This window comes from Deinococcus fonticola, assembly GCF_004634215.1.
Lineage (GTDB): Bacteria > Deinococcota > Deinococci > Deinococcales > Deinococcaceae > Deinococcus > Deinococcus fonticola.
This window is the reverse complement of record NZ_SMMH01000001.1, coordinates 19,790-46,291: the sequence shown is the minus strand read 5'-3', so window position 1 is coordinate 46,291 and position 26,502 is coordinate 19,790. Positions and strand designations below refer to the sequence as shown.

38 protein-coding genes are annotated in these 26,502 nt (G+C 65.2%); all 38 read left to right on the top strand.

The window, feature by feature from the left end; all coding sequences use genetic code 11:
• The first annotated feature begins 131 nt into the window (after positions 1–131).
• Positions 132–347: a hypothetical protein gene (locus E5Z01_RS00300; protein ID WP_135227556.1), complete on the top strand. Its 216-nt coding sequence runs from the start codon at positions 132–134 to the stop codon at positions 345–347.
• Complete coding sequence (locus tag E5Z01_RS00295; RefSeq protein ID WP_135227555.1) at positions 344–634, top strand: hypothetical protein; 291 nt, start codon at positions 344–346, stop codon at positions 632–634. The genes E5Z01_RS00300 and E5Z01_RS00295 overlap by 4 nt, the downstream gene beginning before the upstream one ends.
• Positions 631–789, top strand: a complete 159-nt coding sequence (locus tag E5Z01_RS19340) for a hypothetical protein (protein ID WP_167757694.1) — start codon at positions 631–633, stop codon at positions 787–789. Before E5Z01_RS00295 ends, E5Z01_RS19340 begins: the two co-directional genes overlap by 4 nt.
• Complete coding sequence (locus E5Z01_RS00290; protein ID WP_135227554.1) at positions 786–1,505, top strand: hypothetical protein; 720 nt, start codon at positions 786–788, stop codon at positions 1,503–1,505. Before E5Z01_RS19340 ends, E5Z01_RS00290 begins: the two co-directional genes overlap by 4 nt.
• Positions 1,506–1,507: 2 nt before the next feature.
• Positions 1,508–1,921, top strand: coding sequence for a hypothetical protein (locus tag E5Z01_RS00285; RefSeq protein ID WP_135227553.1), 414 nt, complete (start codon positions 1,508–1,510; stop codon positions 1,919–1,921).
• Positions 1,918–3,093, top strand: a complete 1,176-nt coding sequence (locus E5Z01_RS00280) for a helix-turn-helix domain-containing protein (protein ID WP_135227552.1) — start codon at positions 1,918–1,920, stop codon at positions 3,091–3,093. The genes E5Z01_RS00285 and E5Z01_RS00280 overlap by 4 nt, the downstream gene beginning before the upstream one ends.
• Complete coding sequence (locus tag E5Z01_RS00275) at positions 3,090–3,494, top strand: hypothetical protein (RefSeq protein WP_135227551.1); 405 nt, start codon at positions 3,090–3,092, stop codon at positions 3,492–3,494. Before E5Z01_RS00280 ends, E5Z01_RS00275 begins: the two co-directional genes overlap by 4 nt.
• Positions 3,495–3,590: 96 nt before the next feature.
• Entirely contained in the window at positions 3,591–4,655 is a 1,065-nt protein-coding gene (locus tag E5Z01_RS00270; RefSeq protein WP_135227550.1) for a hypothetical protein, read from the top strand.
• Between the two features lie 61 nt (positions 4,656–4,716).
• Positions 4,717–5,004: a hypothetical protein gene (locus E5Z01_RS00265; RefSeq protein ID WP_135227549.1), complete on the top strand. Its 288-nt coding sequence runs from the start codon at positions 4,717–4,719 to the stop codon at positions 5,002–5,004.
• A gap of 221 nt (positions 5,005–5,225) precedes the next feature.
• The gene (locus E5Z01_RS00260) at positions 5,226–5,705 is read left to right on the top strand and encodes a hypothetical protein (protein ID WP_135227548.1); all 480 of its coding nucleotides are present in this window, start codon (positions 5,226–5,228) and stop codon (positions 5,703–5,705) included.
• A 50-nt stretch (positions 5,706–5,755) separates the two neighbouring features.
• Positions 5,756–6,286, top strand: a complete 531-nt coding sequence (locus E5Z01_RS00255; protein ID WP_135227547.1) for a DUF3780 domain-containing protein — start codon at positions 5,756–5,758, stop codon at positions 6,284–6,286.
• Positions 6,283–6,414 (top strand): hypothetical protein, encoded by a 132-nt coding sequence (locus E5Z01_RS20155; RefSeq protein ID WP_276321221.1) that lies wholly within the window; start codon positions 6,283–6,285, stop codon positions 6,412–6,414. The genes E5Z01_RS00255 and E5Z01_RS20155 overlap by 4 nt, the downstream gene beginning before the upstream one ends.
• A gap of 51 nt (positions 6,415–6,465) precedes the next feature.
• Complete coding sequence (locus E5Z01_RS00250; RefSeq protein WP_135227546.1) at positions 6,466–6,894, top strand: hypothetical protein; 429 nt, start codon at positions 6,466–6,468, stop codon at positions 6,892–6,894.
• 151 nt (positions 6,895–7,045) lie between these two features.
• Complete coding sequence (locus E5Z01_RS00245; RefSeq protein ID WP_135227545.1) at positions 7,046–8,335, top strand: hypothetical protein; 1,290 nt, start codon at positions 7,046–7,048, stop codon at positions 8,333–8,335.
• Positions 8,332–8,802: a hypothetical protein gene (locus tag E5Z01_RS00240; protein WP_135227544.1), complete on the top strand. Its 471-nt coding sequence runs from the start codon at positions 8,332–8,334 to the stop codon at positions 8,800–8,802. The genes E5Z01_RS00245 and E5Z01_RS00240 overlap by 4 nt, the downstream gene beginning before the upstream one ends.
• On the top strand, positions 8,799–9,323 hold the full coding sequence (locus E5Z01_RS00235; protein WP_135227543.1) for a hypothetical protein: 525 nt from the start codon (positions 8,799–8,801) through the stop codon (positions 9,321–9,323). Before E5Z01_RS00240 ends, E5Z01_RS00235 begins: the two co-directional genes overlap by 4 nt.
• A 56-nt stretch (positions 9,324–9,379) precedes the next feature.
• Complete coding sequence (locus tag E5Z01_RS00230) at positions 9,380–9,706, top strand: PDDEXK family nuclease (RefSeq protein WP_205750456.1); 327 nt, start codon at positions 9,380–9,382, stop codon at positions 9,704–9,706.
• The gene (locus tag E5Z01_RS00225; protein WP_135227542.1) at positions 9,703–9,957 is read left to right on the top strand and encodes a hypothetical protein; all 255 of its coding nucleotides are present in this window, start codon (positions 9,703–9,705) and stop codon (positions 9,955–9,957) included. Before E5Z01_RS00230 ends, E5Z01_RS00225 begins: the two co-directional genes overlap by 4 nt.
• Complete coding sequence (locus tag E5Z01_RS00220; RefSeq protein ID WP_135227541.1) at positions 9,954–10,964, top strand: hypothetical protein; 1,011 nt, start codon at positions 9,954–9,956, stop codon at positions 10,962–10,964. Before E5Z01_RS00225 ends, E5Z01_RS00220 begins: the two co-directional genes overlap by 4 nt.
• A 220-nt stretch (positions 10,965–11,184) precedes the next feature.
• On the top strand, positions 11,185–11,445 hold the full coding sequence (locus E5Z01_RS00215) for a hypothetical protein (protein ID WP_135227540.1): 261 nt from the start codon (positions 11,185–11,187) through the stop codon (positions 11,443–11,445).
• Positions 11,446–11,491: 46 nt separating this feature from the next.
• Positions 11,492–11,806, top strand: coding sequence for a hypothetical protein (locus E5Z01_RS00210; RefSeq protein ID WP_205750455.1), 315 nt, complete (start codon positions 11,492–11,494; stop codon positions 11,804–11,806).
• Positions 11,807–11,922: 116 nt separating this feature from the next.
• Complete coding sequence (locus E5Z01_RS19865) at positions 11,923–12,573, top strand: HGGxSTG domain-containing protein (protein ID WP_240738103.1); 651 nt, start codon at positions 11,923–11,925, stop codon at positions 12,571–12,573.
• Positions 12,455–14,083 (top strand): hypothetical protein, encoded by a 1,629-nt coding sequence (locus tag E5Z01_RS00200; RefSeq protein ID WP_135227713.1) that lies wholly within the window; start codon positions 12,455–12,457, stop codon positions 14,081–14,083. Before E5Z01_RS19865 ends, E5Z01_RS00200 begins: the two co-directional genes overlap by 119 nt.
• Positions 14,080–14,490 (top strand): M48 family metalloprotease, encoded by a 411-nt coding sequence (locus E5Z01_RS00195; protein ID WP_135227538.1) that lies wholly within the window; start codon positions 14,080–14,082, stop codon positions 14,488–14,490. Before E5Z01_RS00200 ends, E5Z01_RS00195 begins: the two co-directional genes overlap by 4 nt.
• Positions 14,471–14,875, top strand: coding sequence for a Mov34/MPN/PAD-1 family protein (locus tag E5Z01_RS00190; protein ID WP_135227537.1), 405 nt, complete (start codon positions 14,471–14,473; stop codon positions 14,873–14,875). The genes E5Z01_RS00195 and E5Z01_RS00190 overlap by 20 nt, the downstream gene beginning before the upstream one ends.
• Complete coding sequence (locus E5Z01_RS00185; RefSeq protein ID WP_135227536.1) at positions 14,859–16,475, top strand: hypothetical protein; 1,617 nt, start codon at positions 14,859–14,861, stop codon at positions 16,473–16,475. Before E5Z01_RS00190 ends, E5Z01_RS00185 begins: the two co-directional genes overlap by 17 nt.
• Before the next feature lie 106 nt (positions 16,476–16,581).
• The gene (locus E5Z01_RS00180) at positions 16,582–17,367 is read left to right on the top strand and encodes a hypothetical protein (RefSeq protein WP_135227535.1); all 786 of its coding nucleotides are present in this window, start codon (positions 16,582–16,584) and stop codon (positions 17,365–17,367) included.
• 12 nt (positions 17,368–17,379) lie between these two features.
• Positions 17,380–17,775 carry a hypothetical protein gene (locus E5Z01_RS00175; RefSeq protein WP_135227534.1) on the top strand — a complete coding sequence of 132 codons (396 nt, stop codon included), beginning with the start codon at positions 17,380–17,382 and terminating at the stop codon, positions 17,773–17,775.
• Between the two features lie 28 nt (positions 17,776–17,803).
• Entirely contained in the window at positions 17,804–18,919 is a 1,116-nt protein-coding gene (locus tag E5Z01_RS00170) for a hypothetical protein (RefSeq protein ID WP_135227533.1), read from the top strand.
• A 5-nt stretch (positions 18,920–18,924) separates the two neighbouring features.
• Entirely contained in the window at positions 18,925–19,080 is a 156-nt protein-coding gene (locus E5Z01_RS19335; protein ID WP_167757692.1) for a hypothetical protein, read from the top strand.
• Positions 19,081–19,088: 8 nt separating this feature from the next.
• Entirely contained in the window at positions 19,089–19,457 is a 369-nt protein-coding gene (locus tag E5Z01_RS00165; RefSeq protein ID WP_135227532.1) for a hypothetical protein, read from the top strand.
• A 2-nt stretch (positions 19,458–19,459) separates the two neighbouring features.
• The gene (locus E5Z01_RS00160) at positions 19,460–19,849 is read left to right on the top strand and encodes a hypothetical protein (RefSeq protein ID WP_135227531.1); all 390 of its coding nucleotides are present in this window, start codon (positions 19,460–19,462) and stop codon (positions 19,847–19,849) included.
• The gene (locus E5Z01_RS00155; RefSeq protein WP_135227530.1) at positions 19,837–20,238 is read left to right on the top strand and encodes a hypothetical protein; all 402 of its coding nucleotides are present in this window, start codon (positions 19,837–19,839) and stop codon (positions 20,236–20,238) included. The genes E5Z01_RS00160 and E5Z01_RS00155 overlap by 13 nt, the downstream gene beginning before the upstream one ends.
• A complete protein-coding gene (locus E5Z01_RS00150) occupies positions 20,229–20,891 on the top strand; it encodes a hypothetical protein (protein ID WP_135227529.1) in 663 nt (220 codons plus the stop codon). The genes E5Z01_RS00155 and E5Z01_RS00150 overlap by 10 nt, the downstream gene beginning before the upstream one ends.
• An 89-nt stretch (positions 20,892–20,980) precedes the next feature.
• Positions 20,981–21,337, top strand: a complete 357-nt coding sequence (locus E5Z01_RS00145) for a hypothetical protein (protein ID WP_135227528.1) — start codon at positions 20,981–20,983, stop codon at positions 21,335–21,337.
• A complete protein-coding gene (locus E5Z01_RS00140; protein ID WP_135227527.1) occupies positions 21,334–21,858 on the top strand; it encodes a hypothetical protein in 525 nt (174 codons plus the stop codon). The genes E5Z01_RS00145 and E5Z01_RS00140 overlap by 4 nt, the downstream gene beginning before the upstream one ends.
• Positions 21,815–22,222: a hypothetical protein gene (locus E5Z01_RS00135; protein WP_135227526.1), complete on the top strand. Its 408-nt coding sequence runs from the start codon at positions 21,815–21,817 to the stop codon at positions 22,220–22,222. Before E5Z01_RS00140 ends, E5Z01_RS00135 begins: the two co-directional genes overlap by 44 nt.
• A gap of 15 nt (positions 22,223–22,237) precedes the next feature.
• Positions 22,238–26,500, top strand: a complete 4,263-nt coding sequence (locus E5Z01_RS00130) for a hypothetical protein (protein ID WP_135227525.1) — start codon at positions 22,238–22,240, stop codon at positions 26,498–26,500.
• Positions 26,501–26,502: the final 2 nt, after the last annotated feature.

Here is a 26,502-nt window from a genome sequence, read left to right as displayed (position 1 = left end):
TCCTTCTACTGACTGATATCAAAAACACCGTCCTGGCGCTTGAATTCAGGCTTTCCGGATGGTACAATCTAGGGCATGGAGAGGACACCTGAAAGCCGCCAGAGACGGCAAAAGCTCACAGGAGTGCCCTCATGCCGAAAGACGCAACCCTACTTGATGCCCAGACCCTGATCGGGATCGGGAGCAACCTGATCAACCTCGCCCTGGGTGAAGCTCCCTCGCTGCCTGACCTGCTCGAAGCCGAGGAGGAGCTTGAGGCCGTGCTGGACAACATCCGCGCCATGATTGAGGACGTCGCCGGTCAGCTGGACGTCAGCGAGACCGACTACCCGGGAGACCTGGAATGACCCTGCACCTGGTCAACCCCGACAGCCTGCGTGACCCCGGGGAAGTGGCTGAGCTCGCCGTGCCGCTGTCTCTGCCTGCGCCTGCCAACCGCGCACTGTACGTGCCGCCCGCCGAGGCCTTCCAGGTCGCGGCGCTGGTTGAAGCCGCGCGGAATGAGCTTGAGTGCGCGGGAGTCGCGTTGGATGAGCAAGAGTTCCGGGCCCGCCTGATCACGGGTTGGGCGCTGCTGAAGACTGCGTTGGGCGCCGCCGAGAACATGCTGCGTGAGACGGGAGATCTGCAATGATCGCGGTGATCAGGGAGCTGTTGCAACGTCTGCTGCTCATCTACGGCGTTGGCGGGGAGCAACCCACAGGCTGGTGGTTCAGTGGGGACATGGTGGTTCCCTACTGGGGGCCCCGCAGGAAGGGCGACGGGATGATGCCGGAGGTGACTGAATGACGGCTGGGACGGCAATCTACGCCCCCGCCCCGGCCCGCGATGACGTCATCGGGCAGCTTCGGGAGTTCCTGGGGGCGGCTAGCGCGGCGGAGCGGGGTGAGACGGAAGCAAAGATCCAGCGCGCCCTGGGGCTGTCTGAGTTGCGCCGGCAGCTGATCGTGCGCGGGCAGTGTGGTGATCTTGCGGCGGACTTCATCAGGATCTGCCTGGACTTGCAACCCACCGGCATCTCCAGGACGACCTACTACAAGCTCCTCGATGTCGCCCTGGCCGTCGAGTCGGGGATCGTGGTGCCGGACGATGACGATGCCAGGTGGGAGACTCTGCGCGCGGCTGGCCAGCGGCTGCGGGATCAGCAATCTGTTTTGCCAAAACAAGTGGAGCGGGCGGCGGCGGTGCAGAAAGAGGTGGATGACGGCGTGGCGCGGATTCGTGCTGCGAAGCCTCGGGAGCAGCCTGAGGGCACGGTTGCGGTGCTGCTGCCGGATGTGACCAGGGGCGTGGAGGAGGAGCTGCACCGCCGAGTCCGCACCGTCGCAGCTGCGCACCGCCTTGATGTGCCCGGCGGCGCTCCGGAGCTGCGGGCGATGCTGCTGGAGAGTCTGGCGGCGCTGCCCGACGACGTGCTGCCCGCCGCGCTGGACGGGTGGAAGGGGTGGACGGTGTTGCGCGACGATGCGTTGCAGGCGCTGCTGAAGCGCGCTGGGATGGCCTGACCATGGCGTCGGCCACTCTCCACGCGGCACTCCCCACCGAGCCACGCCTGCGCGTCCTCGCCGCCGTCAAAGCCTCCACATCACCAAGAACTGACGTGCAGCTCGCCAGCGTGACCGGGCTGCACGTCCCGGTGGTCAGGCGCGCCCTGGGGCAGCTGCGGGTGGGCTACATCAGCACGTCAGACTCGGTGCGAGAGCTGCTGCGCCCCAGGTACATTCCCCGCGCCCGTGGCTCCCGCGTGATTCCGCTGCTCAGGCACCACTGCCGGGGTGGGGAGTGGATGACCACGGCGGGGCTGGTCGAGGAGGGCGCGGGTGAGCCCGAGGCAGTGGTGCGCGAGCTGGAGGAGCTTGAGCGCGCTGGCAAAGTGCGGGTGAAGCGCGTTGGCCACCTAGCGCTCTGGAGGCCCGCATGAGCCCGGCGAAGCGCAGGAAGCCGAAGGTGACGGTGCTGTTGGAGAAGCCGGAGGGGTGGCTGACCCTTGAGGAGCTGGCTGTCAAGTTGAGAGAGAGCGAGGAGGCGGTGAAGGCCGCGGCCGCGCGCTGCAAGTTTCAGATCACCCTCTGGCGCGCGAGGGGCACCCGTAGCCGTATCCGCATCTTCCCACCAGAGGCCGCGGATGTGCTCAGGCGCGATGACCCGGTGCTGTCTCTGCCGTTTGTCGGGCCGGAGATGATCTCGCAGGCCGACCTGGCGCGGGAGCTGGGGGTTGACCCCACCACCCTCAAGAAGCGCATGAAGAAGGTGGGCATCGCGGGGCAGCGTTGCCGTGTGGTGGGCGACCCCCCGGGAATGTACTTCCCGCGCGACGTGGTGGATCTGATCACCGCAGGCGCGGATGAGTGGGTGAGGGCTGTAGATGTCGTCAGTGACACCCACTTCACTTCATGCGCCCCTTGCAGCTGGGCAAAGAGCAGAGGCCTGGAGGTGAGGCACAGGGAGATCGGGTTCGGGTTCACGAAGACGGAGAGGCTCATCACGCGGTCGGTGGGCAACGGCTGGCGCAGGAGTGTTGGTCTGGAACCACTTCAGGCTGGCGACGCAGACGATGACGAGATGCTGCCAGCGGACGATGTGGCTGAGGGGAGCGGACTGCCGCCCTACCTCGTTGCGCGATGGTGCAGGAACCATGGCTATGCGTCCGAGAGGCGCGGCAACAAAGTCTACGTGACCGCCGCCGGAGCGAGGGCGTGGCAGGATCGCGTGATTCCTGGAGTAGCCATGGTTGCCAGTAGGCCCGTGGGATGGCTGGATCGCTCCCGCGCTCAAGAGAGGCTCAGGGTCGCGCCGAATACGCTGATGTCGATGGTCAGAGGAGGAAAGATTGGCGCAGTGCTGGTCCGGGGACTACTGTATGTGAATCCAGCCGATGTGGAGGCCGTGGCGGCTGAGCGTGGCAGGCGTGCTCCGGCGGGCTACGTGGTGATCCCCAACGACACGGCGAAGGTCTGGTTCAGGCGGCGGGGAATTGAGCCGGTCGCGTTCAATGTTGAGGGCAGGAAGGGTATCAAGCGTCGCCTGCACGTCACCGAGGCTCAGTTGGCAATGTACGAGCGACGCGAGCGCGCCGCCAGGAGCCGCCCGTGATCCTCCTCCCCGCGCCCCACGGCAGCAGCGCGTACATGACCTGGCTCGCGTCGCAGCCATGCGCGGCCTGCCAGCGGCTCTACGGCGTCACCAACCACGGCGTTCAGCTGCACCACCTGCGCGTGTGGGGGTTGCCGCGCCGGACGAACAATCCGCTGCGCAACTACAGCGTGATCCCGCTTTGCCCAGCCCACCACACAGACGGCCCGGAGGCGGTGCACCGGATGGGAGAGCAGCAGTTCCTCGAGCGGCTGGGCACCAACGCCGACGACTTGCTGCTTCACTACTACGCCGCGTACGTCCCAACCCGCTACCTCCCCACCCCGCCAGCGGGAGCCGGAGCGCGGCAGATGGCGCAGTGGCTGCTGGAGCGGGAATCAGGCGTTCGACTGAATGATTAAGACTGGATTAAGACCACTTGCGTACACATCTATTGACATGTGTACGCAAGTGGATCATCATGAGGCAGAAGAAGGGAACGGAACAGAGAGCTCGCCGTGGGCACCGTGAACTTCAAGGAAGAGAAGATGGCCACCAACGCCGAGCCAATCGTGTACACCAGCCTCTACCCCGCCTACGAAAGCCTCAGGATCGGTCAGACCGTCGACGTCAACGGTCGGCTGCTTGCTGTCGCCAGCATCATCAACATTGGGCGGATCGACCAGGACCGCATCGACGACGAAGACATGTTCGAGTTCGAGGGCTGCGACGCCATCGAGGTCGGCTTCCGCGCTGCCACCGAAAGCGAGGCGAGCGCCATTGAGGACGCCAAGGCGGAAGAGCAGCGGGCCGCCGATCAAGCCGCAGCCGATCTCGCGCGCCGCCAAGCTGAGTTCGACGCCTTCAGGGCCGGGCTCGGGAACGGCGTGATGTTTGAGCATGGTCGCAAAGCTACTGTCGGTGGCACCATCTTCGTCGCTGATGGAGACCTCGATGGTGCCTGGAACACCACTGGCGACGTCTACCGCTCGGGCGTGACGATCAGCGGGAGGCCGATTGTGGTGCGCTACTACGGCAACGCTGCCATGGCCTACGGCGACGAGGAGGCCATGCGCGAGATCGTGACCAGCAATCTTCCCGCCCTGGATGATATGCCGCAGGAGCTGGCAGTAGAGCTGCTGGCTGACCTCGCTCACTTTCGCGGCGGTTCAGACAACACTGACAACTGTGATGCCGAGCTGGTCGTGTCGTCCCTTGGCGGCGAGCGGGCCCTGGCAGACCACATCAGGAAAGCTGGGGTGGTGATGGTCACTGGCCTCTGGGCCTACGGCAATAGCGTGTACTACCTTGAAAAGCGCTCGGCGCAGTTGAAGATGCTTGATGAGCTGGAAGTGCCGTACGTTGAGATGGCCAATGCTGGCGAGGCCGACTGGGATCAGTACGTGAAGCTGGCCGAGGCTGGCGTGGTGAGTGACTACTACGTGAAGAAAGGTAAGAGCGTCTATGACTGGGAATACGCAAGTCGCGAGACCCTCTACCGTGCACCCAACGGCGACATCTATATCTATGTTCATGAATTGACCGGAAGTGGCAGAAGGTACTGGCGCTGGCACAAGATTTGAACTAGAAGTCGGCAGGCCCTGGATTCATCTCTGGGGCCACTTGCAACAACAGGAGAAGACCATGACCCCAAAAGAGAAGAAAGAGAAGCAGGCTGCGGCCCCGCGCGGCGACTACCCACCCGAGCGCATGCGCGGGCTTGAGAAGGCCAGAGCGGAGGGACGTACGGCCGCAGGGCCCAACCTGAAGCCCGGCGAGGCCACTACAGTTGCCAGGGTGCGCGGAAGGAGTGAAGCCATCGAGTGGTGGAATACCCTGAGCCCACTGCAGCGCGGCGATGTGGTCAACGCTGCCCATGAGCAATCAGAGCCAGTACAAGCAGAGCGGGGCGAGCGCATCAGCAGGGCCTGAACGCGGTACTAGCCGCATAGCGCCAGGATCACGCCCTGGCGCTTCTTCTTTGCTTGAATCATGAAGATTGGACAAAGATCGATATGCGTACGCATCTATTGACATGTGTACGCATGTATACTACCCTAGAAGCACAAGGGAAGCAGCGAAGAACCACTAGACGCCGCGACACGAGAACAGCCGCTCCCCTTCAGGCCCACCAGAGGCCGAAGGAGAAGATCATGACCACCACCACCACCAAACCGAAGAGCAATCGCCCCCGCTGCATCATCGCCCGCGACGGAGTTGGGTACTACCGCCGCCGCGAGCTCGACACCCACGGCCTGGTCGGGTACCGCGCGATGAACGGCACCCGCGCGCTCCTGGAGATGGGTCAGTACCGCGCTACCCTGCGTAGCGAGCACGGTGAGCTCCTCGGCAGCTTCACTATCAACGGCACCACCTGCACCGTTGACTGCCGCCCCACCGCTGAGCCCACCGGCGCTAAGGAGCTGGAGGACGTGCGCCCCTGGTGCGACTGGGAGCCCACGGCCGAGCAGATGAGGCTGAGCGCCGATGCCGCCTCGACGGCGAGCGTGGCCGATGCAGTCGAGTTCCGGTATGGGTTTTGCGACGGGGACGTGATGGCCGAGATCTACGAAATGATCGACTGGTTTCGCAAACAGCCCGTGACCCAGGGCGAGATCGCGCGCTTCGCCTAGACACCACGTACCCGCGCCCCGGGGGTCAATCCGGGGCAAGGAGGAACATCATGACCACCAGGAAGACCGTCAAGACCACCACCACGCCTGGGCAGTTTGGGCGCTTCAACCCGGATACCAGCGGCTACATCGGCATTGACGTCAAGAAGAAGACCGTCGACGCGTACGAGTTCAGGACCACCACCACCGCCACTCCCGAGCGCCTGGACCGCGTGCTGGACATGCCGCGCTGGAAGTGGGACCAGATTGCCGCAGTCATCTCCTCCGAATTGAACTGGCAGATTGTTGACGGCGGCGGCACCACCGTGGGCCGCGTGATCAGCGGGGAGAACAAACTCTGCCTTGACAACCTCGGCAAGGAGGCCCTGGTGCTCATCTGGGCCGTTGAGGCTGCTGAGACTACTCAGGAGATCGACCACATCGCCGCCGCCTGGCGCAACCTGCACCCCGTTGAGCGCTGGTGGCTGTTCAACCAGACCGTGACCCGGTGCGGCAAGCCTCAGGACGCCGGGCACGGCTGGAGGCTGGCGCTGCGCAACGCCCTGTCGACCGGCTTCGGGCCGCAGGGGGAGGACGCATGAACACCCCACCCGTTCCCCCGAGGCCACCCAGGCCGCCCCTGCCGCCCGGCAGCCGCTACCCCTCGCCCCCGCGTCAACCTGACCGCACGGAACGCCTCGCGGCCCTCATCAAGACTCTCCGCAGCTGATCTACTCACCACACCCAGCCCCGGGGGACATGCCGGGGCAAGGAGGCCACTATGACCTACACAGACGACGAGAACGCACGCCTCGCCATCATTGCGTCCCAACCGCCAAGGAGTGAGCGCGAGGCCGCGCAGGCGCTGGCCGCGCTTACGAACGCCGACCAGGGCGAAGCTGATGTGTTCACTGCGGACATGCTGCGACGCATCGCCGCTGGCCCCTACGCCAGCAAGCTGCACGCCCAGGCGCTTGACGGCACCTGCGAGGAGTTCCTGCGCAGCCCGAGCCTGCGCAAAGCGGTTGATGCTGCCCTGCTTGAGAAGTACCGTGAGCTCGAAGTGGCGCGTGAAGGGCTGGAGAACATCAAGCGGCAGCTTGAAGTGGATCCGGAACTCAGGGGCGAGGTAGCCGATCTACTGCTGGATGCGCAGGTCAAGATCTGGAACCTGCAGGCGAACCGGATCAGGAAGTCCATCCGCAGCTGATCCCCGCACCGCCCCCGCCCGATCAATCGTGATCGGGCTTTTTCGTCGTCCAGCACAGTGATATCATTGATTTTTGTACTCCAGTCGGCTACAATATCTGACATGGATACGGAGAACACCTTCGAGATGCAGAAGCATCAGGAGTTCTCCAATGCCAAACAAGAAAGAGCCTGACGAGACGCAGGCAACCCATGAGGCCGCAGCTGACGCCGTGAAAAGCGCCGGGCGGCCTGCGCGCTATTCAAACGCGCACCTTGAGCAGATCGCGCGGGACAACCCGGACGCCAGTCTGTCTGAACTGTGCAGGATCGCGGGCGGCAGCCCCGGCGGGTCGCTCAGCGGGCGATTCAGGGAAGCAAGGGCAAGGCTGGCGTCCGGAATGGGGGCCGCGCGGGCAATTGAGCAACTGATGGGCGCGATGGGCGCGATGGGCCGGGCGGCGGGAGGCGATCCCGAGATCACGGTCACGGAGTCCGGTGTGGACTGGGGGCAGGACGAGACCGCGCGCTGGGAGAAGACTGACGGGAGGTCGAGCCTGTTCATGCGGCCCCGCAGCGAGCCCCAGGGCCCCAGCGCCGAGGATCGGATGGTGGCAGCCCTGGATGGCTTCTACGCCACCCGCCGACCGGCTCCACTTCCGCATGTCCCAGCAAAGAACGGCTACACCCTGGTGCTGATCAGCGCAGACCTGCACCTGGGCGCTCGCGCCGTCGATGGCAGCTGGGGCCCGAAGATCGCCGTTGACGCCTGGGCTCGCCACCGTGACCAGATCCTCGCCCGTGCCGCCTCCCTGACCGGTGGACGCTTCAACACTCTGTACGTGCAGGGCAACGACGGCAACCATACCGACACCGGCTACGCCACCACCAAGGGCACTCCGCAGCTCGCCACCGCCCTTCCCAGCGAAGAGGCAGATGAGGCCTGGCGCATGTTCGCCGAGACCGCCGAAGCCTGTACCACCTACGGCAGCGTGCACGTGGTGGGCGTGACCGGCAACCACGGTAGGAATGTAGAAGAGGTGTTCCTCCGCACCGTCTGCAACAGCATCCGCGCTGGGCACTGGGGTGCAGGCGTCACCGCTGAGCCTGTGGCCCCAATGGGTGCGCCGACGTTCGTGCTGGTCGGAGACGTGCTGCACATGTTCCGGCATTTTGATGGCCGGATGAGTCCAGCAAGGGCAACCGAGCTCGCCAACGAGGTGCTTCGCCACCCGCTCGCTCGGCAGGCCCGGCGCTTTGCAGTGCATGGCGGGCACTTCCATAGCTTCCAGCGCGTCGACGTTGCCGGCGTCGGCATCAACACCTACCCCACGATCAAACCACAGGACCACTACCACGCTGCCGAGGGCTACGGCGGGGTGCGCAGGATGATGGGCATCCTGTACGGGCCCGCCGGCTTTGAGATGGTCATCCTCAGTGACCCGGAGGAGGGCGCGCAATGAGTGGTGAGATTCTGAATGCTATCCGCCTGGCTGCGCGTGATCAGCTGAGCGTACCCGCCGCGCGCGCGCAGTTGAGGGCGCGCCAGGACCTGATACCCGCAGGGCCGGGGGCGGACACCTACCGGCACGCGGCCAGTGTGCGCTACCGCAGCGCGCTGCTGAAGAGCAAGCTGACCGGTGAGGACCTTACCGCGGCGCTGGACCGCGTGATCCTGGCGCTGCTGGAAGAACATCAGCGCAGCGGCGTGGTCGAGGTGGTGAGAGGGGTAGACGGCAGAGTCCGCACCGTACCCCTGAGCGCTGAGACTATCTCGCTCCGCGCACGTTTCAGTGTGCCTGAGACTCAGGAGATTCTGCGGCGACTGAGGCGGGATGGCCGGGCTGAGTGGTGCAGCGTGCGCGGCTGGAGGCTGAAGGATCAGCCCCTGACCGTGACTGTGGCGGAAGCGCTGGGGGTGGCTGAATGACCATCTACGCAATGGTTGGAGCCGCGGGCGCGGGCAAAGATGAGCTTTTCCGCCAGGCTGAGCTGCTCGCGCCGGATCGGGTGGCGCGGGTCGCCCTGGGTGATGAGATCAAGTACCAGAGCAACGGGGCCTGTCTCAGTCGCTACCAGATCAGCGCGTGGACTGAAGATCCGGACGCGAAGGCGCGCATCCGGCCCTTCCTTGAGGAGTTCGGGCGCAACCATGGCCCGCAACTCTTGCCTATGGTGATTGCGCGCGCCCTGAGGTATGAGTCCGAGGGAAAGGTAGTGTTTGTGCCCCGCGTGCAGAACGCGCGCGAGATGCGCGACTGGCTGATCATTGGGGCGCTGCCGGTGATGGTGATCCGCCCCGGCGTTGCCCCGGCTACCACTCAGGAGGCGCTGGACATCGACAGCATCGTGCGCATGCAGGTACCTATGTGCACGCTGGTAGCTGCTGACCTTGACCAGGTGCAGCGCAACGCCCGGGCGCTGCTTGGGCTTGCGGGGGTGCAACCGTGAGCCGGTCATTCGCTAGCGGGGTGAGCCGCGAAGCCCTCCGGCGCGCGGGGGTTGTTGTGGAGCAGGGTAGCGAGCTTGAACTGGCCTTCCTCGCGGCGCTGCGAGATGCCGCCATACCTGAGCCTGAGCGCGAATTGATGCTGGTCCCGGGCCGCAAGTGGCGCTCTGATTTCGCCTGGCCTGAGGCGCGCCTGATCGTCGAGGCCGAGGGGGGAACGTGGGGGCAGGGACGGCACACCCGCGGACGGGGTTTTGAGGAAGACTGCCGCAAGTACGCCCTGTTGACCCTCGCGGGGTGGCGCGTGATCCGCATCACGGGGGCGCACGTGAAGAGCGGTGAAGCGGTGCAGTGGGTCAAGCGTGCGTTGGGGTTGGAGCAGTGAGGGGTCAACGGCAGGCCGGGCCCCCGAGGCGCAGCTACCATCAGCGGCGCAAGGAAGAGCAGGCGGCGCAACTGCAACGCGAACTTGAGCGCGCGTGGCTTGAACCGCAGGTAGAGACAACCCAGCGTGAGCCCGCGCAAGAGGCCAGGCCGGCGAGGTACGCGGAGATCACCACCGAGACCGAATTGATCGCGGCGGTGGGCATGGACGGGATGAAGTTCACGCAGACGCTCAGGGAGATGATGAAATGACTGAGATAAAGGTGGGATGGCAGAAAACCGCGCACGACCAGGTCAAGCTGCACGTCATTGAGGCGGTGGCACGTGCGGTGCTTGGGGGTACGCGTGAGTACAAGCAGCGCATGAGCGTACCGCAGTTCATCCCCGCCGGACTGGGCAGCACTCAGTCGCTCAGGCAGCGCGGGGACACCGCCGGTCCAGAGATGGTTGCCCGGCTTGATGCAGCCATCGCGGCGGCCGCCGTGACCGGGAACGCGCGGGATCAGGCGCGCGCGGAGGCCTGGCGGAGACGGCTGGAGGGGCTTGACCTGTACGCCCCGCCCCGGCCCGGTGATAGGGCTGAGCGCGAACGCGTCGCCGAGGAGCTGCGCCGTCTCAGCCTTCAGGAGGCAACGGCACGCCTGCAAGAGCTGCTGCGCTATCACCGCTGGCTTGACGCCCACATGCTGACTATCCCGCCAGGTGAACAGCAACGCCTGGACGCCCGCGTGGCCGGAGCGCGGATGGCCCTGGAACTCGCGAAGGCAACGGGCCAGGGGGCGCGGATTCGCGGCGCTCGCGTGTTGCTGAAGCTGCGCGTTCAGGCTGCGGATCACCTGCGGGAGCTCACCCGACAGCACCGCAACAAAGAGGCCCGGATCGCCGACGCGAAGGCCCGCGTGACCACCGCCAAGCGCCGCCAGCCGCGCCACACCCCGCCACAGCGTAGCTTGCCCTCCCCCGTGTACGTTGTGGAGATCGCGCCCCTCATCGTGACTGGCCCGGGAATCACGCTCAGCGTCCCCGCCCAGCGCCTGCGCCTTGACGTGACCCGGGAGGTCCGGACGCCTGAGCAGGAAGAGGCTCTGCGCACCGTGTTGCAAGAGAGCGTCAACCCCGTAGCCCCTGGCCGTGAAGACCAGCTGCGCCGCGCCCCCCGGGTGAAAGACGCAACGTGGGAAGCCTGGCTCACCCTGGCCGGGATGCTGGACGTTGCCGTGAATGAGGAATTAGCGCAACGGAATTGCCGGGTTGCTTGACTTCTGTGTGCAATACCTGTATCATATCTCTACGCTGCGCAACTTGTGCATAGCGCTCGCAGGGGCCTCGGTCAAACCAGATCGGGGCCTTTGCCCTTGTTCTTGAAATCTGAATAGAGCGCATCAGGCAAAGACGCAAGCAGAGCACCCCCGGGCGATTCGCGGCCCGGGGGACTTGCTATCCAACCGCGAGCCGCCCCTCGCACCTGAGAGGCACATCATGACCACCACGCCCGACACCACGCCCGACTATGTCCGCACCACGCAGCCCAGTCTGCCTCAGCTGCTGACCATTGCAGAATTGCTCAGCAAGCGCGGCCTGAGCAACGCAGAGGCCCATGCCTTGCTGAATGACGCAATTGAGAACGGGCGCACGCCGTGGGGAAATCTCGCGGGCTTGCGCATGCACCGCCACGGGCAGCTGATTGCGCTACTCAGACGGCAGGAACGCAAGCAGAGCACGCGCCGGGGACCTCGCTGATGATCGTGGATTTCGAAATCCAGAACAAACAACCCGAGGTGAAAGCATGACCCTGTACAACAACAACCCGACCCCCGCCTCTGGTGAGCCCGAGTGGCCCACGCAGCCCGTCCAAACCCAGGAGCGCAAGCAGATCCCGACTGTGGGCCGCATCGTGCACTACGTGAGCTACGGAACGCCGGGGGGCGAGTACGCGCCGCAGCACCGGGCGGCGATCGTGACCGGGGTGCATACGGGTTCACGGGACATCATCGTGTCCCTCTGTGTGCTGAACCCGACCGGGGTGTTTTTCCCGCCGACCGTGGCGCAGGATGAGAAAGAGAAGCGACCCGGCACCTGGCACTGGCCCGAGCGGGTCTGAACAGAGCGTAGGAGGTGACCGCAATGGCACCTAGGAAAACCAAAGCGCCAGCTGCGGCCATCCCCATGACAGATGCACATCTGAGGCGCACGCCGGGCAAGCAGGGGACCACCAGGGTGAGCCGTGAGAAGCTCTCGACCTGCGGCGCGAAGAACAGGTCAGGCAAGCCATGTGCAAGGCCAGCAGGGTGGGGAACCGACCATCCAGGTGAGGGCCGCTGCAAGCTGCATGGCGGGGTTGGCCAGAAGACGAGCCTGCGCTATGCCGAAATCAACGCATCCCCGCGTCTCCGCCAACTCATTGATGACGCCATCATCGACGACGACCCCATGAACCTGCTGCCCGAGCTCGCCCTGTTGCGCGCGCTGGTGCAGGACTACGTCGAGCGCTACGACGCGATGACCGCTGCGCTGCTGGCCTGGCACGAGAGCTACCAGATCGGCGGGAGCGCAGCCAAGCCCAAGCAGATCGTGGACATCCTCCAGGCGGGCAACTTCCTGGACAAGATCGGCTCGCTAGCCAAGACGATCCAGAGCCAGCGCAAGGAAGGCATGATCCCACTCGCAGCGTTCGCCAGGATGCTGCCGAAGGTGGGGCTGGCCCTGATCGAGGCGACCAGGGAGGTGGGCATCGATGAAGCTGAGCGAGATGCTCTTCTCCGCGCCTTCGAGCGAAGGGTCGACGGAATCGAACCCGAGCCAGAGATCGCTGCTGTCGCAGGGGCTCTCGCAGGGCATACAGCAGGGGCTGGCCGGACGATCAACTAAGGTCGACCTCGGTGACGGGCCGCCTGCGCCGACCGATCCAGAGGAGTGGCTGCGCGCCCTGTGGCCTGGCACCTTCACTGCCCCGCTGGCACCGTTCCAGCTCGACTACTGGAATTGGATCTTCAAGCGTGACCCCAGCAAGGCAAGCGCTGGCGCGTTCATATGGCCGCGCGGGTACTCAAAGACGACCAACGCCAGGCGCGCCCCCGTGGCGCTTGCGACCCTGGGCTACCGCTACGTGCTGTACGTGCAAGCCAATCAGGACATGGCCGACAGCAGCGTGCAAGGGATCGGGCAGATCCTGGCCTCCACGGGCGTGCGCAGGCACTACCCCAAGCTTGCGCGTGCGAAGAAGGGTGTCCACGGCAACTCCATGGGCTGGCGTCGAAGCCGAGTGTGGACCGACTCTGGGCTGATCATCGACGCTGCGGGGCTGGACTCTGCGATTCGAGGCTTGAACCTCGACGACGCCCGCCCTGACCTGATCGTGTTCGACGACATCGACTCGCGCAAAGACAGCCTCCTGATGACAGAGAAGAAGCTCGAGACGATCCGCGCTTCGATCATCCCGGCCGGGGCTCCTGGCGCTGCGGTGATGGTCATGCAGAACCTGATCACGCCGCACGGGGTGGTGACGCGCCTGGCGGACGTGAACCCGGAGTTCCCGCGCGACTTCCTGATGAGCGCCTACGTCTCCGGACCGCATAAGGCCATCGATGGCTTCACGTACGACATGAGCGGCAGGGATCCGGAGACGCACCGACCTATCTATCGGATCACGGGCGGAATCCCGACGTGGCCAGAGGCTCGCCCCATCCCGGTGCTCGAGGATCTGCTGAACCAGATCGGCCCGGACGAGTTCATCGCAGAAGTGCAGAACGAGATCAAGGACGAGCGCGGCAGCCTGTATGCGGGCTACCAGTTCCATCCCGTGGACCGCGACGCCTTCGACTTCGAGGACGTGCAGGTGTGGTGCGACATCGCCGTGACCGCAACAGACGCGAGCGACAATCAGGCCATCGCTGCGGCAGGCAGAGCAACGACCGGGCAGGTGGTGACGCTGCATTCATGGGAAGGCAGAGAAGGCACCGCGCCGCTGATGCGCCGGGCCATCCAGGTGGCGGTGGATCTCGAGGCCAGCACGCTGGGCATCGAGACGAACCAGGGCGGGGACCTGTGGCGCGACAGCTTCAGACGCACGTGGGCCGAGATGGTGAATGACGGGACCCTGAGCCCGGACACGCCGATCCCTCGCTACGCAGAGGTGAAGGCCACGACGGCGACCGGCGGGAAGCGCGAGCGCTGGCAGTACGCCAAAGGCATGCGTGAGCGCGGCGAGCTGCTGGACGCCATCGGTACGCATGAGTCCCTCTTCCGCGCCCTGAAGCGGCTGCCTGAGAACAAGCCGTACGACCTCGCGGACGCTGACGCGTGGGCGGCGCAGATGTTGCACAGACCGAAGACGCAACGCTCGGTGGTTGTGGTCAAGAAGCCACGGAGCTACGTATGAGTCTTCTCCAACTGTGCAGGCGGATGGAGCGCGAGCTCAGGCCGCTGCTGGGGATCGGCAAGGAGTGGAGCATCCGCTGGAGCGTCCGGGACGACGACGAAGAGGACGGCAACATGGGCACCTGCGTGACCCGCGTGGACTACCGCATCGCCACCATCAACCTCTGGCCGGACCGCATCGATGACCACGCTGAGCTGGTGGACACCATCGCCCACGAGCTGTGCCACATCAGCCACTGGCCCTTCACCGCATTCGCTGAGGTGCTTGAGCAGGGCGTGGATGGGCCCGTCGCCGCGATGATCGACCGCGCGTGGACGCGAGCACAGGAAGAGTACATCAGTGCCGTGATGATGCAGAGGCCGGACATCAGGGAGGTGATCAGGAAGCATGCTGGTTCTCCACTGTGAACTGCCCTACGACCTGGACGATCCGCGCGAGCAGGGCGGCCTGATCTTCGGCACGCCTGGGCACGTCATGTCCTGCACTGGACCGCTGCCCGGCGATGACCGGGGCACGCACCACCTGACCCTGTGTGATCCAGGGCATCAGCTCGCGGCTGATCTCGCCGCCGCTTCTGGCCTGCGCTACCTGGGCTACTGGCACTCGCATCCAGCGGGGACGCCGCAGGGGCCTAGCGAGGTGGACATCGCGGACTTCCGTGAGGCGGCTGATCTACTCTTCCCGTCCCTGCCCTTCCTCGACTTTCCCATCATCACCGGCGGCGTGCTTCGCGTGTTCCGCATGAACCATCAGCTGGAGCTGGAGGAGGTGCCACATGAGCTTCGACCCTGAGAATCCAAAACCGACCGACCTCGAAGCCATCGTGGCGACCTTCAGCGACGGCAACACCCGGCGCATCGTCGACTACATGAACGGCTACCAACTGTCGCCTCAGCGCCCGCTGACCATCCTGGGCGCGGACGGCAAGGTGATCGGCGGGACGGGCGAGACCGACATCAGCTACTGGACCGGCGACCTGCTGCCGAAGACCGCGCCCGGATACCCCGCGCAGGTGCAGGCCATCCGGCGCAGCTTCACCTTCAGGAACGTGCTGCGCGAGGGCATCGAGCTGCTCGCTGACGGGATCGGTGCGGACGAGGCGGACTGGAGCTTCGTAGTCGAGCGTCCACTCGCGGACGGCGAGAGGCCCAACGAGCAGGAGCAGGCGCTGATCGACGAGATCGAGTCCGTGGCCACGGCCTGGTGGGATGAGCGCGACCTGCCGAGCTTCATCCAGACGGCGGTCATCGGAGCATTGGCTCACGGGAATCAGCCGGTGCGCCCGCGTATCCCGGCGCGCTACATCGATAGGATGGGCCGGCTGAGCAAGCGCGAGGCCGCGAAGAGCCTGGACCCGCTGCACCTTGTGATGCCTGAGCCCGGGGATGCGGGGATCTATCAAGACCCCGACACCATGGAGCGCTACGGCGTGACCCGCGTGTGGACGGGAGGCCAGGCGACGCTGAAGACCGAGTGGGAAGTGAGCAGCCTCGACGATCAGGAGCGCACCGTGGTGAGGGTGGTGGACAGCGCCGGTGGAGTGACGACCGGACAGCCGCTTGACCTTGGCGGGCTTCTCTACCTGCTGAACTTGAAGATGCCTCGCCGCATGATCACGCCTGACGCGCTGGGAGTGCAGGACGCGCGCAACGTGGGCACGACCGCGATGAGCCGCAACACCCGCTATGCCGTGTTCGAGAAGACCCTGTTCATCGGCCTGGACCCTGCGCTCGATGAGGACGGCAGGCCGCGCCCCATCAACGGTGCGGGCGCTGAGGCCTGGCTCGCTCCATCGCAAGTGACTGAGGTGGAAGACACCGGCAGGATGGGCGAGGACGGGGAGCCTGTGACCATCACGCGCACGAAGCTCTACCCCGGCGCGAGCGTGACCAAGCTCAGCCCGGATGAGCCCAAGGCTATTCAGGCCGCCATCGATCAGGCCACCGCTGACCTCTACGGCATCCTCAGGCAGCAGTTCATGCTGATTGCCGGGGACGCGACTGCGAGCGGCAGATCCCGCGAGACCAGCACCGGGCCCTACCTGCGCGCCGTGGCCAGATGCGCCACAGCCGTCGAGAGCTTCATCAGGGACATCCTGACCCTGGCCATGCGCGTGTCGGCGATCGTGCAGGGGCAGCCGAACCGCTACGACGGCCTGCGCCCGAGTGTCACCTGCCGGCAGAAGATCTTCGAGCCCAGCGCTGACACCATCAGGATCTGGCTTGAGCTCTGGAAGGCTGGCGCGATCAGCCGGCAGACCCTGCAGACCACGGCGGGCATCGCCGACCCCGACGCCGAGCAGCAGATCATCGAGAAGGAAGAGACGAGCCGACCCGAGCAGCAGACCACCACACCACCTGTGAACCAGGTGGATCAGACGGCCGATCAGTAGCGCGCTGGCGGGGGAAGTTCCGCCGTAAGACCAGCGCAAAGCCACGTCCAGCCCAGTGCGGCTGGCTTTCACCTATGCCGCGTGAATCACCGGCAGGAGGTATCACATGCAGAAGACCCCCAAGATCCACCTTCCCATCCTGAGCGCTCGCACCTGGCAGGAGTACCTCGACGCCAACGACGGGGACGCTGAGCGCGCCGGCAAGGCTGCACGTGCCGACGTGGCCGACCGCGAGAAGCAGAACGCCAGTGTGCGCCGCTTCCACCGCGTCTATGCCAAGATCATCACCGACCTGGGGCTCGAACTCGACCCCAACGACGAGGACGCTGCCGCTGACGCTGCGAAAGCCGCCATTGCCAAGCTGAAGAGCGACGCCGGAAGTTCCGACACCGTGAGCAAGCAGCTGGCGAAGGCGCAGGAAGCCCTGAAGAAGCTCGGCATTGACCCGGAGAAGCCCGAGGACGGCGTGAAGGCTGCGGAAGCGAAGTTCGCCCGCGCTGCGACCGCTGACACCCTTGAGCGTGAGAACGCGTTTGGCAAGGCTGCGGCTGCGCTGAAGTTCGATCCCGGCAAGCTGGCCAAGGTCCTGCGCGACGAGCAGGGCGTGCCTGAGCTGCGCAAGGTCAAGTCGAAGAACGACAAGGGCGAGGACGTGGAGCAGGACGTGTGGGGAATCCCTGCACGCGACGAGAAGGGCACGGAGACCGGGTTCACGCCTCTCTCTGACCACCCCGACGTCAAGGGGTTCGAGGCCGCATTGAGGATCACGGGTGAGCCTGTGACCGCAGATGCGAACGCCAGCCAGCCTGTGATCGTGCCGTCGAAGGCGAGCGCGACCCCGGCCAACGTGACCAAGGTTGAAGGGATCAACATCCCCAGCCCCGTTTTCTAAAAGGAGTAGACCATGAAGTTCACCATCAGCACCAAAGCAGACATCGACGGCAAGAGCTGGACTGGAGTTCAAATCACCGGCCTCAAGGCTGGTGAGGACCTGGAAGCCTGCACCCCCTGCACCATCAAGGCTGACGCCGCTGGCATGCGCCGCGTGTTCGCCGCCAAGGCCGGGGACGTGTTCCACGGCATCACGAGCCCCCGCAAGGCGTACGCCGGTGAGGCAATCACCGTTCTTGGCGACGGCTACCGCTTCCACGCTGACGACGCCGCCGGGCTTTCGGCCGGCGACCTGTTCGGCCTGACCGCCGTGGCGCGCGAAGCCGACACCGCCAGCACCACCCCCGTGTTCCGCGCCGTGAGCAAGCGAGACCTCCAGGTCATCGTGAGCGCCGTCAAGACCGCCTGAGCCTGAGCCCTCAACAAGGAGACATGACATGACCAAGATCTACCTTCCCAACGCCAAGCAGAGCGGCGTCTACAAAGTGGCCGAGCTGCGCGAGAACGACCAGCTGCTGAGCGAGTTCGGCTACAGCAATGCGCTGGCCGTGACCACCGCCATGCTGACCGCCACCAACCAGGCCGTGGTCCAGGGCCTCAGCGTGATCGCCGAGACCACCACCAACCTGACCGAGGCCGCCCCCATCGCCAACGCCGTGCGCATGGAAGAGGTGGACGAGTTCGGCAACGTGCGCACTCAGCGCGCCAGCAGCAGCGCGAGCCGCAGCTTCCCTATGAAGCTCCGCGCCTTCGCCACCGGCTGGACCGATCATTTCGCCCTTGTCGGCACCGTGCGCGATCTGATCCGCATGAACGAGGACGCTCAGCTGGCCTACGCCACCGCCAACCGCGAGGACATGCTGGCCGCCCTGCTGAATCCCGTGAGCAGCAACGTGCACGACATCATCCTGCTGCCTACCATCCAGCGCCGCACCCTGGACGGCGTCAAGGTTGTGCCCCTGTACAACGGCGACGACGAGGTCCCCGGCGTCAACGCCAACGGGAAGACCTTTGGCAGCGGGCACAACCACTACCTCTACAGCGCCGCGCTGAGCAATGACGCCGTGCAGGGCCAGGTCGACACCGTGGCCGAGCACAGCACGAACGCCAACATCGTGCTGCACATCAGTGAAGCTGACGCTGCCGCCTTCCGCGCGCTGCCGAACTTCGCTGCCGACACTGCGGCTGGCGTGATCGTGATGAGGGCTGATGGCGTGATCAGCACCGACACCTTGAACACTGGAAACACCGGTGACCGCAAGATCGGCTACTTCAACGCCATGTACCCCGTGTTCGTCAAGCCCTGGATGCCTGCTGGCTACAGCCTGGCCCTGGACCTGAACGCGCCCAAGGTGCTGAAGCGCCGTGTGCCTGAACAGCGCGTGCTGCAAGGCCTGCGTCTCAAGGGCCAGGAAGGAAACACCGTGCTGACGGCACGTACCTGGGAAGCCCTCTTCGGCTTCGGCGTGAGCAACCGTGGTGGCGCTTCCGTGCTGCAATTCAACAGCACGAACAGCAAATACAACGCCCCGGTCAATCAGTACGAGGAGTGATCTGAATGGCTGACCAGCGCATCACCTTCATGGTGAACGGGCGTGAAGTCTACCCTGACGGCACGCCCGTGAAGGCTGCCCCTGCCCCGAAGGCCGAAGAGGCTGACTCGGAGCAGGAGCAGCCCAAGACCGCGACGAACCGCAGAACCGCAGCGAAGTGAGGTGAGCCGTGGACCCGATCAAAACCCTGTTGCAACGGTACCGCCTGCGCCCGGGCGATCTCGGGTTCACGACTGCCGCTGAGCTTGAGGCGTGGCTCAAGCAGTTGTATGCGACCTACGACAGCGAGGACGACGTGTTCATCTATCGCTCGATGCTGGTCGAGCTCATCGGGATGGAGCTCGCCGTAGTGGCGACCCGGCCCGATGAGTTCACAGCGCCGGGACAGCTGACCGTCAGATACGACCGCGTGGGGATCATGAGGCTGCTTCTGGCAGAGCGTGGCCGGATCTCGCGCCTGCTTGAGGCGAGCACGGGGGGCGCAACCGGCACGGCTGCCATGCGCGCTTCCCGGCTAGTGTTGCCCGAGGAATACTGATCATGCACGAGTACCAGATGCTCGCGCAGCAGCTCTTGCGGGACTTCAGCGCAGAACTCTACCCGGAGACCCTGACCTGGACGCACTCAGAGAAGCTCATTGGAGACCCCAACGGCCTCAGCGTGACCACCACGAAGACCTGCCGGTGCGGGGTTGCGGCACTGCAAGACCTGCCCGCGCGCACGGTTGAGCAGCTGCGCGTCATGCCCGAGTTTGAGCGCGCTGAGGCGATCTTGCGCATTCACCCCGACGACGTGCCGACCCTGGAGGACTGGCCGCCCATTGGCAGCTGGTGCAACCATCCGCGCTTTGGCCGGGTCGAGCTGCTGGCAATCGGGAGCGAGTCCTTCTGGACGATGACAAGGGCAGGTGCGTTGACGTGGACGAAGTGATTCAGCGCCTGCTGGCCCTTGGCGTCAAGATTGTCACACCTCGCCAGGCCGATGACATCTCGCGCTTCAGCAGCAAGCTCAGACCAGGAGCCTCTGGCCTCGCGGCCTTCCTGGCTGAGAATCCGCGCGGGTTTGTGCAGCTGCAGGACCCAGACCTGACGCCCCTGGATCAGTGGTTCACAGAAGCAACGGTCCACTTCGTCTGCATCCACAGCGATGAGAGCGAAGCGTACCGACTTGCTGATCTCGCCGCCGAGGCGATGACGGGCGACCCCCTGGACCCGACCTTCCGACCGGCTGGCCGCGAGGTCATGCTCGACACCCTCGGCACCGGCATCCGCCTCTCATACCTGACCCTATACCCCCTGGAGGTACCAACATGGCAGTAGACCTTTCTACCCTGACCATCAAGAACGCCGCTACTCACCTGAGCGCGGCCAGCGTCTCCCGTGGCGTTGCGCATGCCGTCCTGTTCAAGCGCGCCGGCACGACCGAGATCATCTCGCTGGGCATCGTCACGAGCCTGACCCCTGTGCGTGATCGCCAGACCGACGACTTCAAAGTTCCCAACACCCTCGAAGGCGGCCCGCAAGTCACCTTGTTCACGGAGGTGACGAGCGTCACGCGTGGCGAAGACTTCACCACTGTGACCCGCGACCTCGACGTGCTGGGGCTGCATGCGGGCAGCACGCCTGACAAGGTTGCAGCGACCGGCGCATACAAAGACGCGCCCATCTTCGACAACGGCGCTGAAGGCGTCAACACCGGCGCGGCCCTGCGCATCACCAACAGCGGCGCGGGTTCCAAGAGCCGGGTTGTCTTCCGCCCCGGCGCTACGCTGACGGGTACCGGCGAGACCACGGACACCACCGCGCCCGGCCTCGAGTTCGAGCTGCGGGGCGCCCCGAGCGGCGTGACCTGGAAGGTTCCCGCTGCGCTGATGGGTGCGGTTGATGTTGTCTACCCCTGGGGCGTGACCTTCATCCTCAACCAGGCTGACGTCGGCCCGGCAGCGAAGATTCTCTTCGATAGCATCACCTAAAAGCCTCAGCCCCCGCCAACGTGGGGGCTGAGCTGGAATCATTTTTGGGAGACCGGGTATTTTTGCCCGAACAGTTGGAGGTGCGGGGCATGATCGTGAAGTGCAGCTTTGGCCGCGTGCCGCTCACCCCCTGGGACTGGGAGGTGCTGGAGGCCGCCGGCAACGACGTGATGGAGTTCGTCGCCACATTCGGTCAGGCGCTGTTTGATGCATCTGAGAAGGGTGGAGAGCCGGACTTCAGCGCCGTGCCATCTGAGCTGATCGCCAGGCTGGCCCGCTTCGCCACGTCGACGCCGATCCCAGACAGGCCGAACTTTCCCGACACGCTGAGGCTCGCCGATGCCCTCTGGGAGCTGAACGCCATGGATACCCTGGGAAAGTTCCTGAGCCGCTACCAGAAGATGGTGGTAGCGGCGAACACGAGGACGGTGAGCTTCGGGATTTGATCGCCGAGGCCAGCGTCGACCTACCCGAGGACACCCGCGACCTGCCTACCCGTGTGATCGGGCTGTGGGGGCCGCAGGGCTGGGAGATCATGCGACGCTGGCCGTTGAGCTGGATTGAAGCCGCGCTGGGAGAGGGCTATCTCATCTGGCAGGCCCGAGACCGTCTCAGCCGCATTGACGATCTCACTGTGACAAAAGACATCGGCACCGGCACAAAGAGCAAGAAGCCGCAGACCGAGGAGAGCGATATCAGCACCGAGCCATTCAGTGAGGAGCGGTTGCGACTACTGCGGATTGTCGACCCGGTGGGCACCGAGTTGGGCCTGCGCATTCAGGAGATCAAAAAGGCCCGTGGCTTCGACGCCGAATTGGACGCGATACCGGCGGCGCAGATCGACTGGAGCCTGGTAGAGGGGGTACAGGATGACAGTGGACGTGAGCGGAGCGCTGCGGAAGATCGCCAGGCTGGAAGCGAAGGTGACAGCGCTACAGAGCACCCTGCCGACCCTGATGGCGAATGAAGCCCAGGCAATGGGTGAGGCGAGCTTGCAGCGCAGCATCTACGGGCAGCCGCACGCGCACCCGCCGACTGGCAGGCTGCGGAGCCTCTTCGGCGCGACCCCGGCGGGCGCGGGCATCGTGCGCATCTACAGCCAGGCGCAGTATGCGTCGCTGGTTGAAGGCTTCAACCCCGGGAGCATGGGTTTCGACGGCGCTACTGGACGCGCATCAGGCCTCGGCGGCTGGCAACCTTCATCGTCTCAGCCACCGTATTTCGGCAGGACACCCGGCAACCCCGCACCCGCCCCTCATGTGAGCGCGGCAGCCCTGCGCGCGTTGTGGGTGGCGCGGCGCGAGGTGCTCAAGGCCGTCAGAAGCACCTGATAGAGGAGGTGGCACATGGCAGATATCAAGGTCACAACTGGCGTTGACCTCACCGGCTTGAGGAACGGGCTGAACCAGAGCAAGACACTCATTAACAACTTCAAGAGCGGCGTGGGCAGCCTGACGCTCAACCTGCGCCTGAACTACCACGGCCCGACCACGGCGCAGCTCAACGCCATCACGGCCGCGATTCAGGCCATGAGCCACGCCGCGGGCTCTGTGGCCCCGATCAACTTCGGATTCGCTGGGATGGCTAACCCGCTGGCCGCATTCGCTGGCGTCGGAGCCGCCGCTACCGGTCTGTACGAGGCCGCCAAGGCCGCCGACTCCGCACGCGTGAGCCATGAGCTGTTTGGCAAGCAGCTCGCTCGCAACCGAATCGAGATGGATGCTGGCGGGGCCGCTGCCACCGATCTCGCCAAGAGCCTCAATATCAGCCAGCAGCAGGCCGAAGACGCCATCGCCACCTTCGTCAAACAGGGGGCAAGCCTTGAACAGGCCACCCTCTTCGCGAAAGCAGGCGCAGCCAGTGCACTTAACATGGGCAGGGACGCCGCGGCTGGCGTGGACGCTATCGCCAAGACCCTCGCAACCGGCCAATCCGACCTACTGGACGGCATCGGCATCTCTGAGAACTTCAGCAAGTCGCTGGAGAAAGTCGCCAAAAGCGCCGGCAAGACCACTGGCGAGCTGAACAAGCTCGAACAGAACAAGGCCATGGCAGACCTGCTCAACACCGCTGTGATCGCAAGTGGCGAGATGGACGGCCTGGCGGCGATGACCGGCGGGCTGGCAGGCCAGGCTGGCAAGCTGAAGACGGCCTGGGATGACGCCAAGAAGGCGCTCGGGGCCGAATTCGTAGGCGACTTCACCAAGGGCCTGAACATCGCCGCCACCGCGCTGACCGCCTTTGCGAAGGTCATCGGCACCGTGGTGAGCTACGCGAAGGCCATCGTGCCGCCGATCCTGCTGGCTGCTGGCGCATACGGCGTGTATGCCGCACAGGCCACCATCGCCGCCGCCGCCTCGGGTCTGTTCGTCGCAGCACAGGCCAAGATTGCCGCCATGGGGGCCGTGCTGATTGCCAACCCGTGGGTCGCCGCCGTCGCTGCTATCGGTCTCGCGCTGAATCTTGCGACGCGCTACTACGACAAGATCGCAGAGGAGAACGAGAAGAAGAACGCCGAGTTCGACCGCCGCCTGGCCGAAGCCGAGCAGGGCACCGCTGGCACGCAGTACGACGGCAAGGCGCGCCAGTTCACCCTCGCCATCATGGGCACCGAGGACGCCCTGGAGCGCGCCAAACAGCGGGTCATCGAGCTGCAGAAGCAAGCCGCTCAAGGTATGATCGACCAGAAGCAGGTCAGGGACGCTCAGGGCCAGGTCGACCTGCTCGGGGTGAGGCTCGAGCAGCTCAAGGGTCGCCTGTCACACCTGCAAGACGTTGCCCAGGACGCGCAGAACTGGCCTGACTTCGCCAAGCAGCTTCAGGGCTTGCAGGCCGGGATCAGAAACGACGGGCTGACCGGCCTGGAGAAGTCGCTGGACAAGGTCAAAACCCAGTATGACGGGCTCAGGAAGAGCGCCAATGAGACCTTCAAGACCTCAGAGATGCGCGCCAAGGCCGCCAGAGACATCGAGAACCTGCGCGCCCAGGCCATCGCGCAAGTGAAAGCCGACCTGGGGGCCGACCTGACCAAAGCGCTGGCTGACAGGGCGCGTGCCGCTGAGAAAGAGCGCATCACCGCCATGGAAGACGGCATGAAGAAGCGCAACGCCATGCGGGACGCCGAGATTGCCGAAGTGGAGCGCAAGGGCCAGGAGGAGCTGAAGAAGTACAAAGGCCTTGGGCGTGAAGCCGAGATCAAAGAGGCAACCCGCAAAGAGGTGGCCGCCGTCCGCGCCAAATGGGCCCAGGACGACGCCGACTTCACCCAGAAGCAGGTCACAGAGGCGAGGAAGCGCAGCGAGGCCATCAGAGCCGCCGAGCTGAAGGGCTACCAGGACGCGGCAGAAGCCCGCGTGCAGGCCGCCGAATTCGCCTACGACCGTGAACTCAAAGCTGCTGAGGGCAACGCCGCGAAGATCTTGCAGGTCGAGACTGCCAATGCGCAGAAGATCGCCAGGGCCAAGCAGGACGCGCTGAACGCCAAGTACGCCGCCGACAGCCAGAAGCTGACATCAGACCTCAACGCCAAGCTGGGCGACAAGACCCTCAGCCAGTCAGACCGCAGCGCCTGGACCAAGCAGTACCAGGCCGACATGCGCACCCTCACCGTGACCACGCGGCAGGAGATGACGGCCATCCAGGCGGAGGCCAGCGACAGGATCGCCGCCGCCGTCAAGGAAGCCAGAGCCGCCAGCGAAGCCCTGGCGCAGAGCCAGCGCGACACCGCTCGCGCAGCCGCTGAATACGGCGTGCAGACCGCCCAGAGCGCCGATCAGGCCGTCTCAGCCCAGATGCGGGTCATCGGCGCGCTACGGGAGGAGCTGAAAGCCAGGCAAGACCTGCTGACCGCGAGCAGTGCTGAGACGCCGGAACAGCAGGAGCAGCGCAAGCGTGACGTGATGACCGCTCAGCTGGCCGTCATGCAGGCTCAGCGTGACTTGCGTGAACAGGTGCTGCGGCAGGGCGAAGAGCTGATCAGCCAGGCTCAGGAGCAGAACAGCCTGCTGGCAGAGATCACCGTCTCGGAGCACGTGCGCGAGCAGGTATCCGCCCAGCAGCGCGAGAACCTGGCAGCGACGGCTGACTTCTACGACCGCTCCGCCGCCTACGCGCGCTCGCAAGGGGCTGGACTGGAAGAGGTCAACGGGCTGCTGGCGAAACGTGACGACCTGCAGCGCCAGATCGTGCGCAGCATGGAGCAGAGCCGCCAGGCCGCCATCGCCGAGTCGCGTGCTCACCTGGACAACGCGACCAACATGGCCCGCGCCGCTGTTCAGGACGCGCAGAGCCTGGCAGATCGCACCGCCGCACGTCAGGCGCTCTACGTCCAGCTTCAGCAGGAGCAGGCGCTGAACGAGGGCCTGATCACGCTGTACGCGCAACAGGGGCGTTCACAGGCTGTCATCAACCCGCTGCTGGACAAGCGGGTGCAACTCAACCGTGACCTGAACGGGCTGAGTCGCGAACAGGCCGACGACATCAAGCGCGCCCAGGAGGCTCAGCGCAGCCTGACTGACGCCGTCTCAGACTTCAACGCGAAGATGCGGGAAGCCTCCGATGCCTCGTTTGCCAATCAGTTCGAGCGGGCCGTGCAGGACGCCGACGCCGCCATGAAGCGCGCCACCGAGAGCGGGGACGCGCTCAGCCGCACGCTCAGAGGCACCGCGCAGGGCGGAGACATCGCCGAGAACAGCGTTTCTGACGTCACAGCCGCCATGCAGCGTGCAGCCGGCGACACCAGCAAGGCCGCCGAGGCTGTGGGCAAGCTGAGGAGCATGTATGACGCGCTCAAGAGCAGCGCAGACCAGCTCGCAGGTAGCCTCGGTGATCTCGCCTCCCGCGCAGGCGACCAGAGCGTGTTCAGCCAGCTCGAAGACCGTGCGAAAGCCAATCAGGACACCGCCCAGAGCAACCTGAAAGAGACCATCAGCCAGTACGGGGCCGACTCGAAAGAGGCGGCTGACGCCATGCGCGCCGTGGTGGACGCAAACAAAACCTACGGGGACGCGATCAACGCAGGCATTGAGAACCAGGTCAAGAGCCTGGAGGAGCAGAAATCTGCCATTGAGCGCGCGTTTCGGGGCCTCTCAGACACCGCCGCGCGTGATGCTAGCGTCAAAGCCGTTGATGACAAGATCGCCGAGCTCCGGAAGTCCGGCGAGGACCGCATCCGCAGCTCAGCGCAGGACGTCGAACGCAGTCTCTCGGGGGCCATGGCCACCGTGCGCGCCCTCGACTTGGCGGCGAGCAAGGCGCTCACACAGAGCCAGCAGTTCGCCAAGCAGGTGCAGCAGGTCGCCAAGCAGCAGGTGGTGATCGATCTCAAGATCAACCCCGCCAGCGTGACCCCGATCGGAAAGCTGATCGGCGATGCCTTCGTGCAGCGCGTGAGCCCGGCTATACAGCAGCTGCTGACCCTGGAGAGGCGGGCGACCGTGGCCGGGGCAGGCACCAGCAAGGTGCAGAGCGCGAACGGCGTGACCTACAGCGGAAACGTGACGTACAACATCAACGTGGCCGGCATGACGCCGAACGCGAAGCAACTTGCACAGCAGCTTTCTGCGGAGATCTCCGCCGGGCAGCGCGCGAGGACCGCGACCAGGGGGTGAGA

Bases quoted from the DNA above. Each gene is read 5' to 3' on its own strand.
- E5Z01_RS00300 (WP_135227556.1), top strand. From the start codon at position 132: ATGCCGAAAGACGCAACCCTACTTGATGCCCAGACCCTGATCGGGATC.
- E5Z01_RS00295 (WP_135227555.1), top strand. From the start codon at position 344: ATGACCCTGCACCTGGTCAACCCCGACAGCCTGCGTGACCCCGGGGAA.
- E5Z01_RS19340 (WP_167757694.1), top strand. From the start codon at position 631: ATGATCGCGGTGATCAGGGAGCTGTTGCAACGTCTGCTGCTCATCTAC.
- E5Z01_RS00290 (WP_135227554.1), top strand. From the start codon at position 786: ATGACGGCTGGGACGGCAATCTACGCCCCCGCCCCGGCCCGCGATGAC.
- E5Z01_RS00285 (WP_135227553.1), top strand. From the start codon at position 1,508: ATGGCGTCGGCCACTCTCCACGCGGCACTCCCCACCGAGCCACGCCTG.
- E5Z01_RS00280 (WP_135227552.1), top strand. From the start codon at position 1,918: ATGAGCCCGGCGAAGCGCAGGAAGCCGAAGGTGACGGTGCTGTTGGAG.
- E5Z01_RS00265 (WP_135227549.1), top strand. From the start codon at position 4,717: ATGACCCCAAAAGAGAAGAAAGAGAAGCAGGCTGCGGCCCCGCGCGGC.
- E5Z01_RS00260 (WP_135227548.1), top strand. From the start codon at position 5,226: ATGACCACCACCACCACCAAACCGAAGAGCAATCGCCCCCGCTGCATC.
- E5Z01_RS00255 (WP_135227547.1), top strand. From the start codon at position 5,756: ATGACCACCAGGAAGACCGTCAAGACCACCACCACGCCTGGGCAGTTT.
- E5Z01_RS20155 (WP_276321221.1), top strand. From the start codon at position 6,283: ATGAACACCCCACCCGTTCCCCCGAGGCCACCCAGGCCGCCCCTGCCG.
- E5Z01_RS00250 (WP_135227546.1), top strand. From the start codon at position 6,466: ATGACCTACACAGACGACGAGAACGCACGCCTCGCCATCATTGCGTCC.
- E5Z01_RS00245 (WP_135227545.1), top strand. From the start codon at position 7,046: ATGCCAAACAAGAAAGAGCCTGACGAGACGCAGGCAACCCATGAGGCC.
- E5Z01_RS00240 (WP_135227544.1), top strand. From the start codon at position 8,332: ATGAGTGGTGAGATTCTGAATGCTATCCGCCTGGCTGCGCGTGATCAG.
- E5Z01_RS00235 (WP_135227543.1), top strand. From the start codon at position 8,799: ATGACCATCTACGCAATGGTTGGAGCCGCGGGCGCGGGCAAAGATGAG.
- E5Z01_RS00220 (WP_135227541.1), top strand. From the start codon at position 9,954: ATGACTGAGATAAAGGTGGGATGGCAGAAAACCGCGCACGACCAGGTC.
- E5Z01_RS00215 (WP_135227540.1), top strand. From the start codon at position 11,185: ATGACCACCACGCCCGACACCACGCCCGACTATGTCCGCACCACGCAG.
- E5Z01_RS00210 (WP_205750455.1), top strand. From the start codon at position 11,492: ATGACCCTGTACAACAACAACCCGACCCCCGCCTCTGGTGAGCCCGAG.
- E5Z01_RS00200 (WP_135227713.1), top strand. From the start codon at position 12,455: ATGCTCTTCTCCGCGCCTTCGAGCGAAGGGTCGACGGAATCGAACCCG.
- E5Z01_RS00195 (WP_135227538.1), top strand. From the start codon at position 14,080: ATGAGTCTTCTCCAACTGTGCAGGCGGATGGAGCGCGAGCTCAGGCCG.
- E5Z01_RS00190 (WP_135227537.1), top strand. From the start codon at position 14,471: ATGCTGGTTCTCCACTGTGAACTGCCCTACGACCTGGACGATCCGCGC.
- E5Z01_RS00185 (WP_135227536.1), top strand. From the start codon at position 14,859: ATGAGCTTCGACCCTGAGAATCCAAAACCGACCGACCTCGAAGCCATC.
- E5Z01_RS00180 (WP_135227535.1), top strand. From the start codon at position 16,582: ATGCAGAAGACCCCCAAGATCCACCTTCCCATCCTGAGCGCTCGCACC.
- E5Z01_RS00175 (WP_135227534.1), top strand. From the start codon at position 17,380: ATGAAGTTCACCATCAGCACCAAAGCAGACATCGACGGCAAGAGCTGG.
- E5Z01_RS00170 (WP_135227533.1), top strand. From the start codon at position 17,804: ATGACCAAGATCTACCTTCCCAACGCCAAGCAGAGCGGCGTCTACAAA.
- E5Z01_RS19335 (WP_167757692.1), top strand. From the start codon at position 18,925: ATGGCTGACCAGCGCATCACCTTCATGGTGAACGGGCGTGAAGTCTAC.
- E5Z01_RS00160 (WP_135227531.1), top strand. From the start codon at position 19,460: ATGCACGAGTACCAGATGCTCGCGCAGCAGCTCTTGCGGGACTTCAGC.
- E5Z01_RS00150 (WP_135227529.1), top strand. From the start codon at position 20,229: ATGGCAGTAGACCTTTCTACCCTGACCATCAAGAACGCCGCTACTCAC.
- E5Z01_RS00145 (WP_135227528.1), top strand. From the start codon at position 20,981: ATGATCGTGAAGTGCAGCTTTGGCCGCGTGCCGCTCACCCCCTGGGAC.
- E5Z01_RS00130 (WP_135227525.1), top strand. From the start codon at position 22,238: ATGGCAGATATCAAGGTCACAACTGGCGTTGACCTCACCGGCTTGAGG.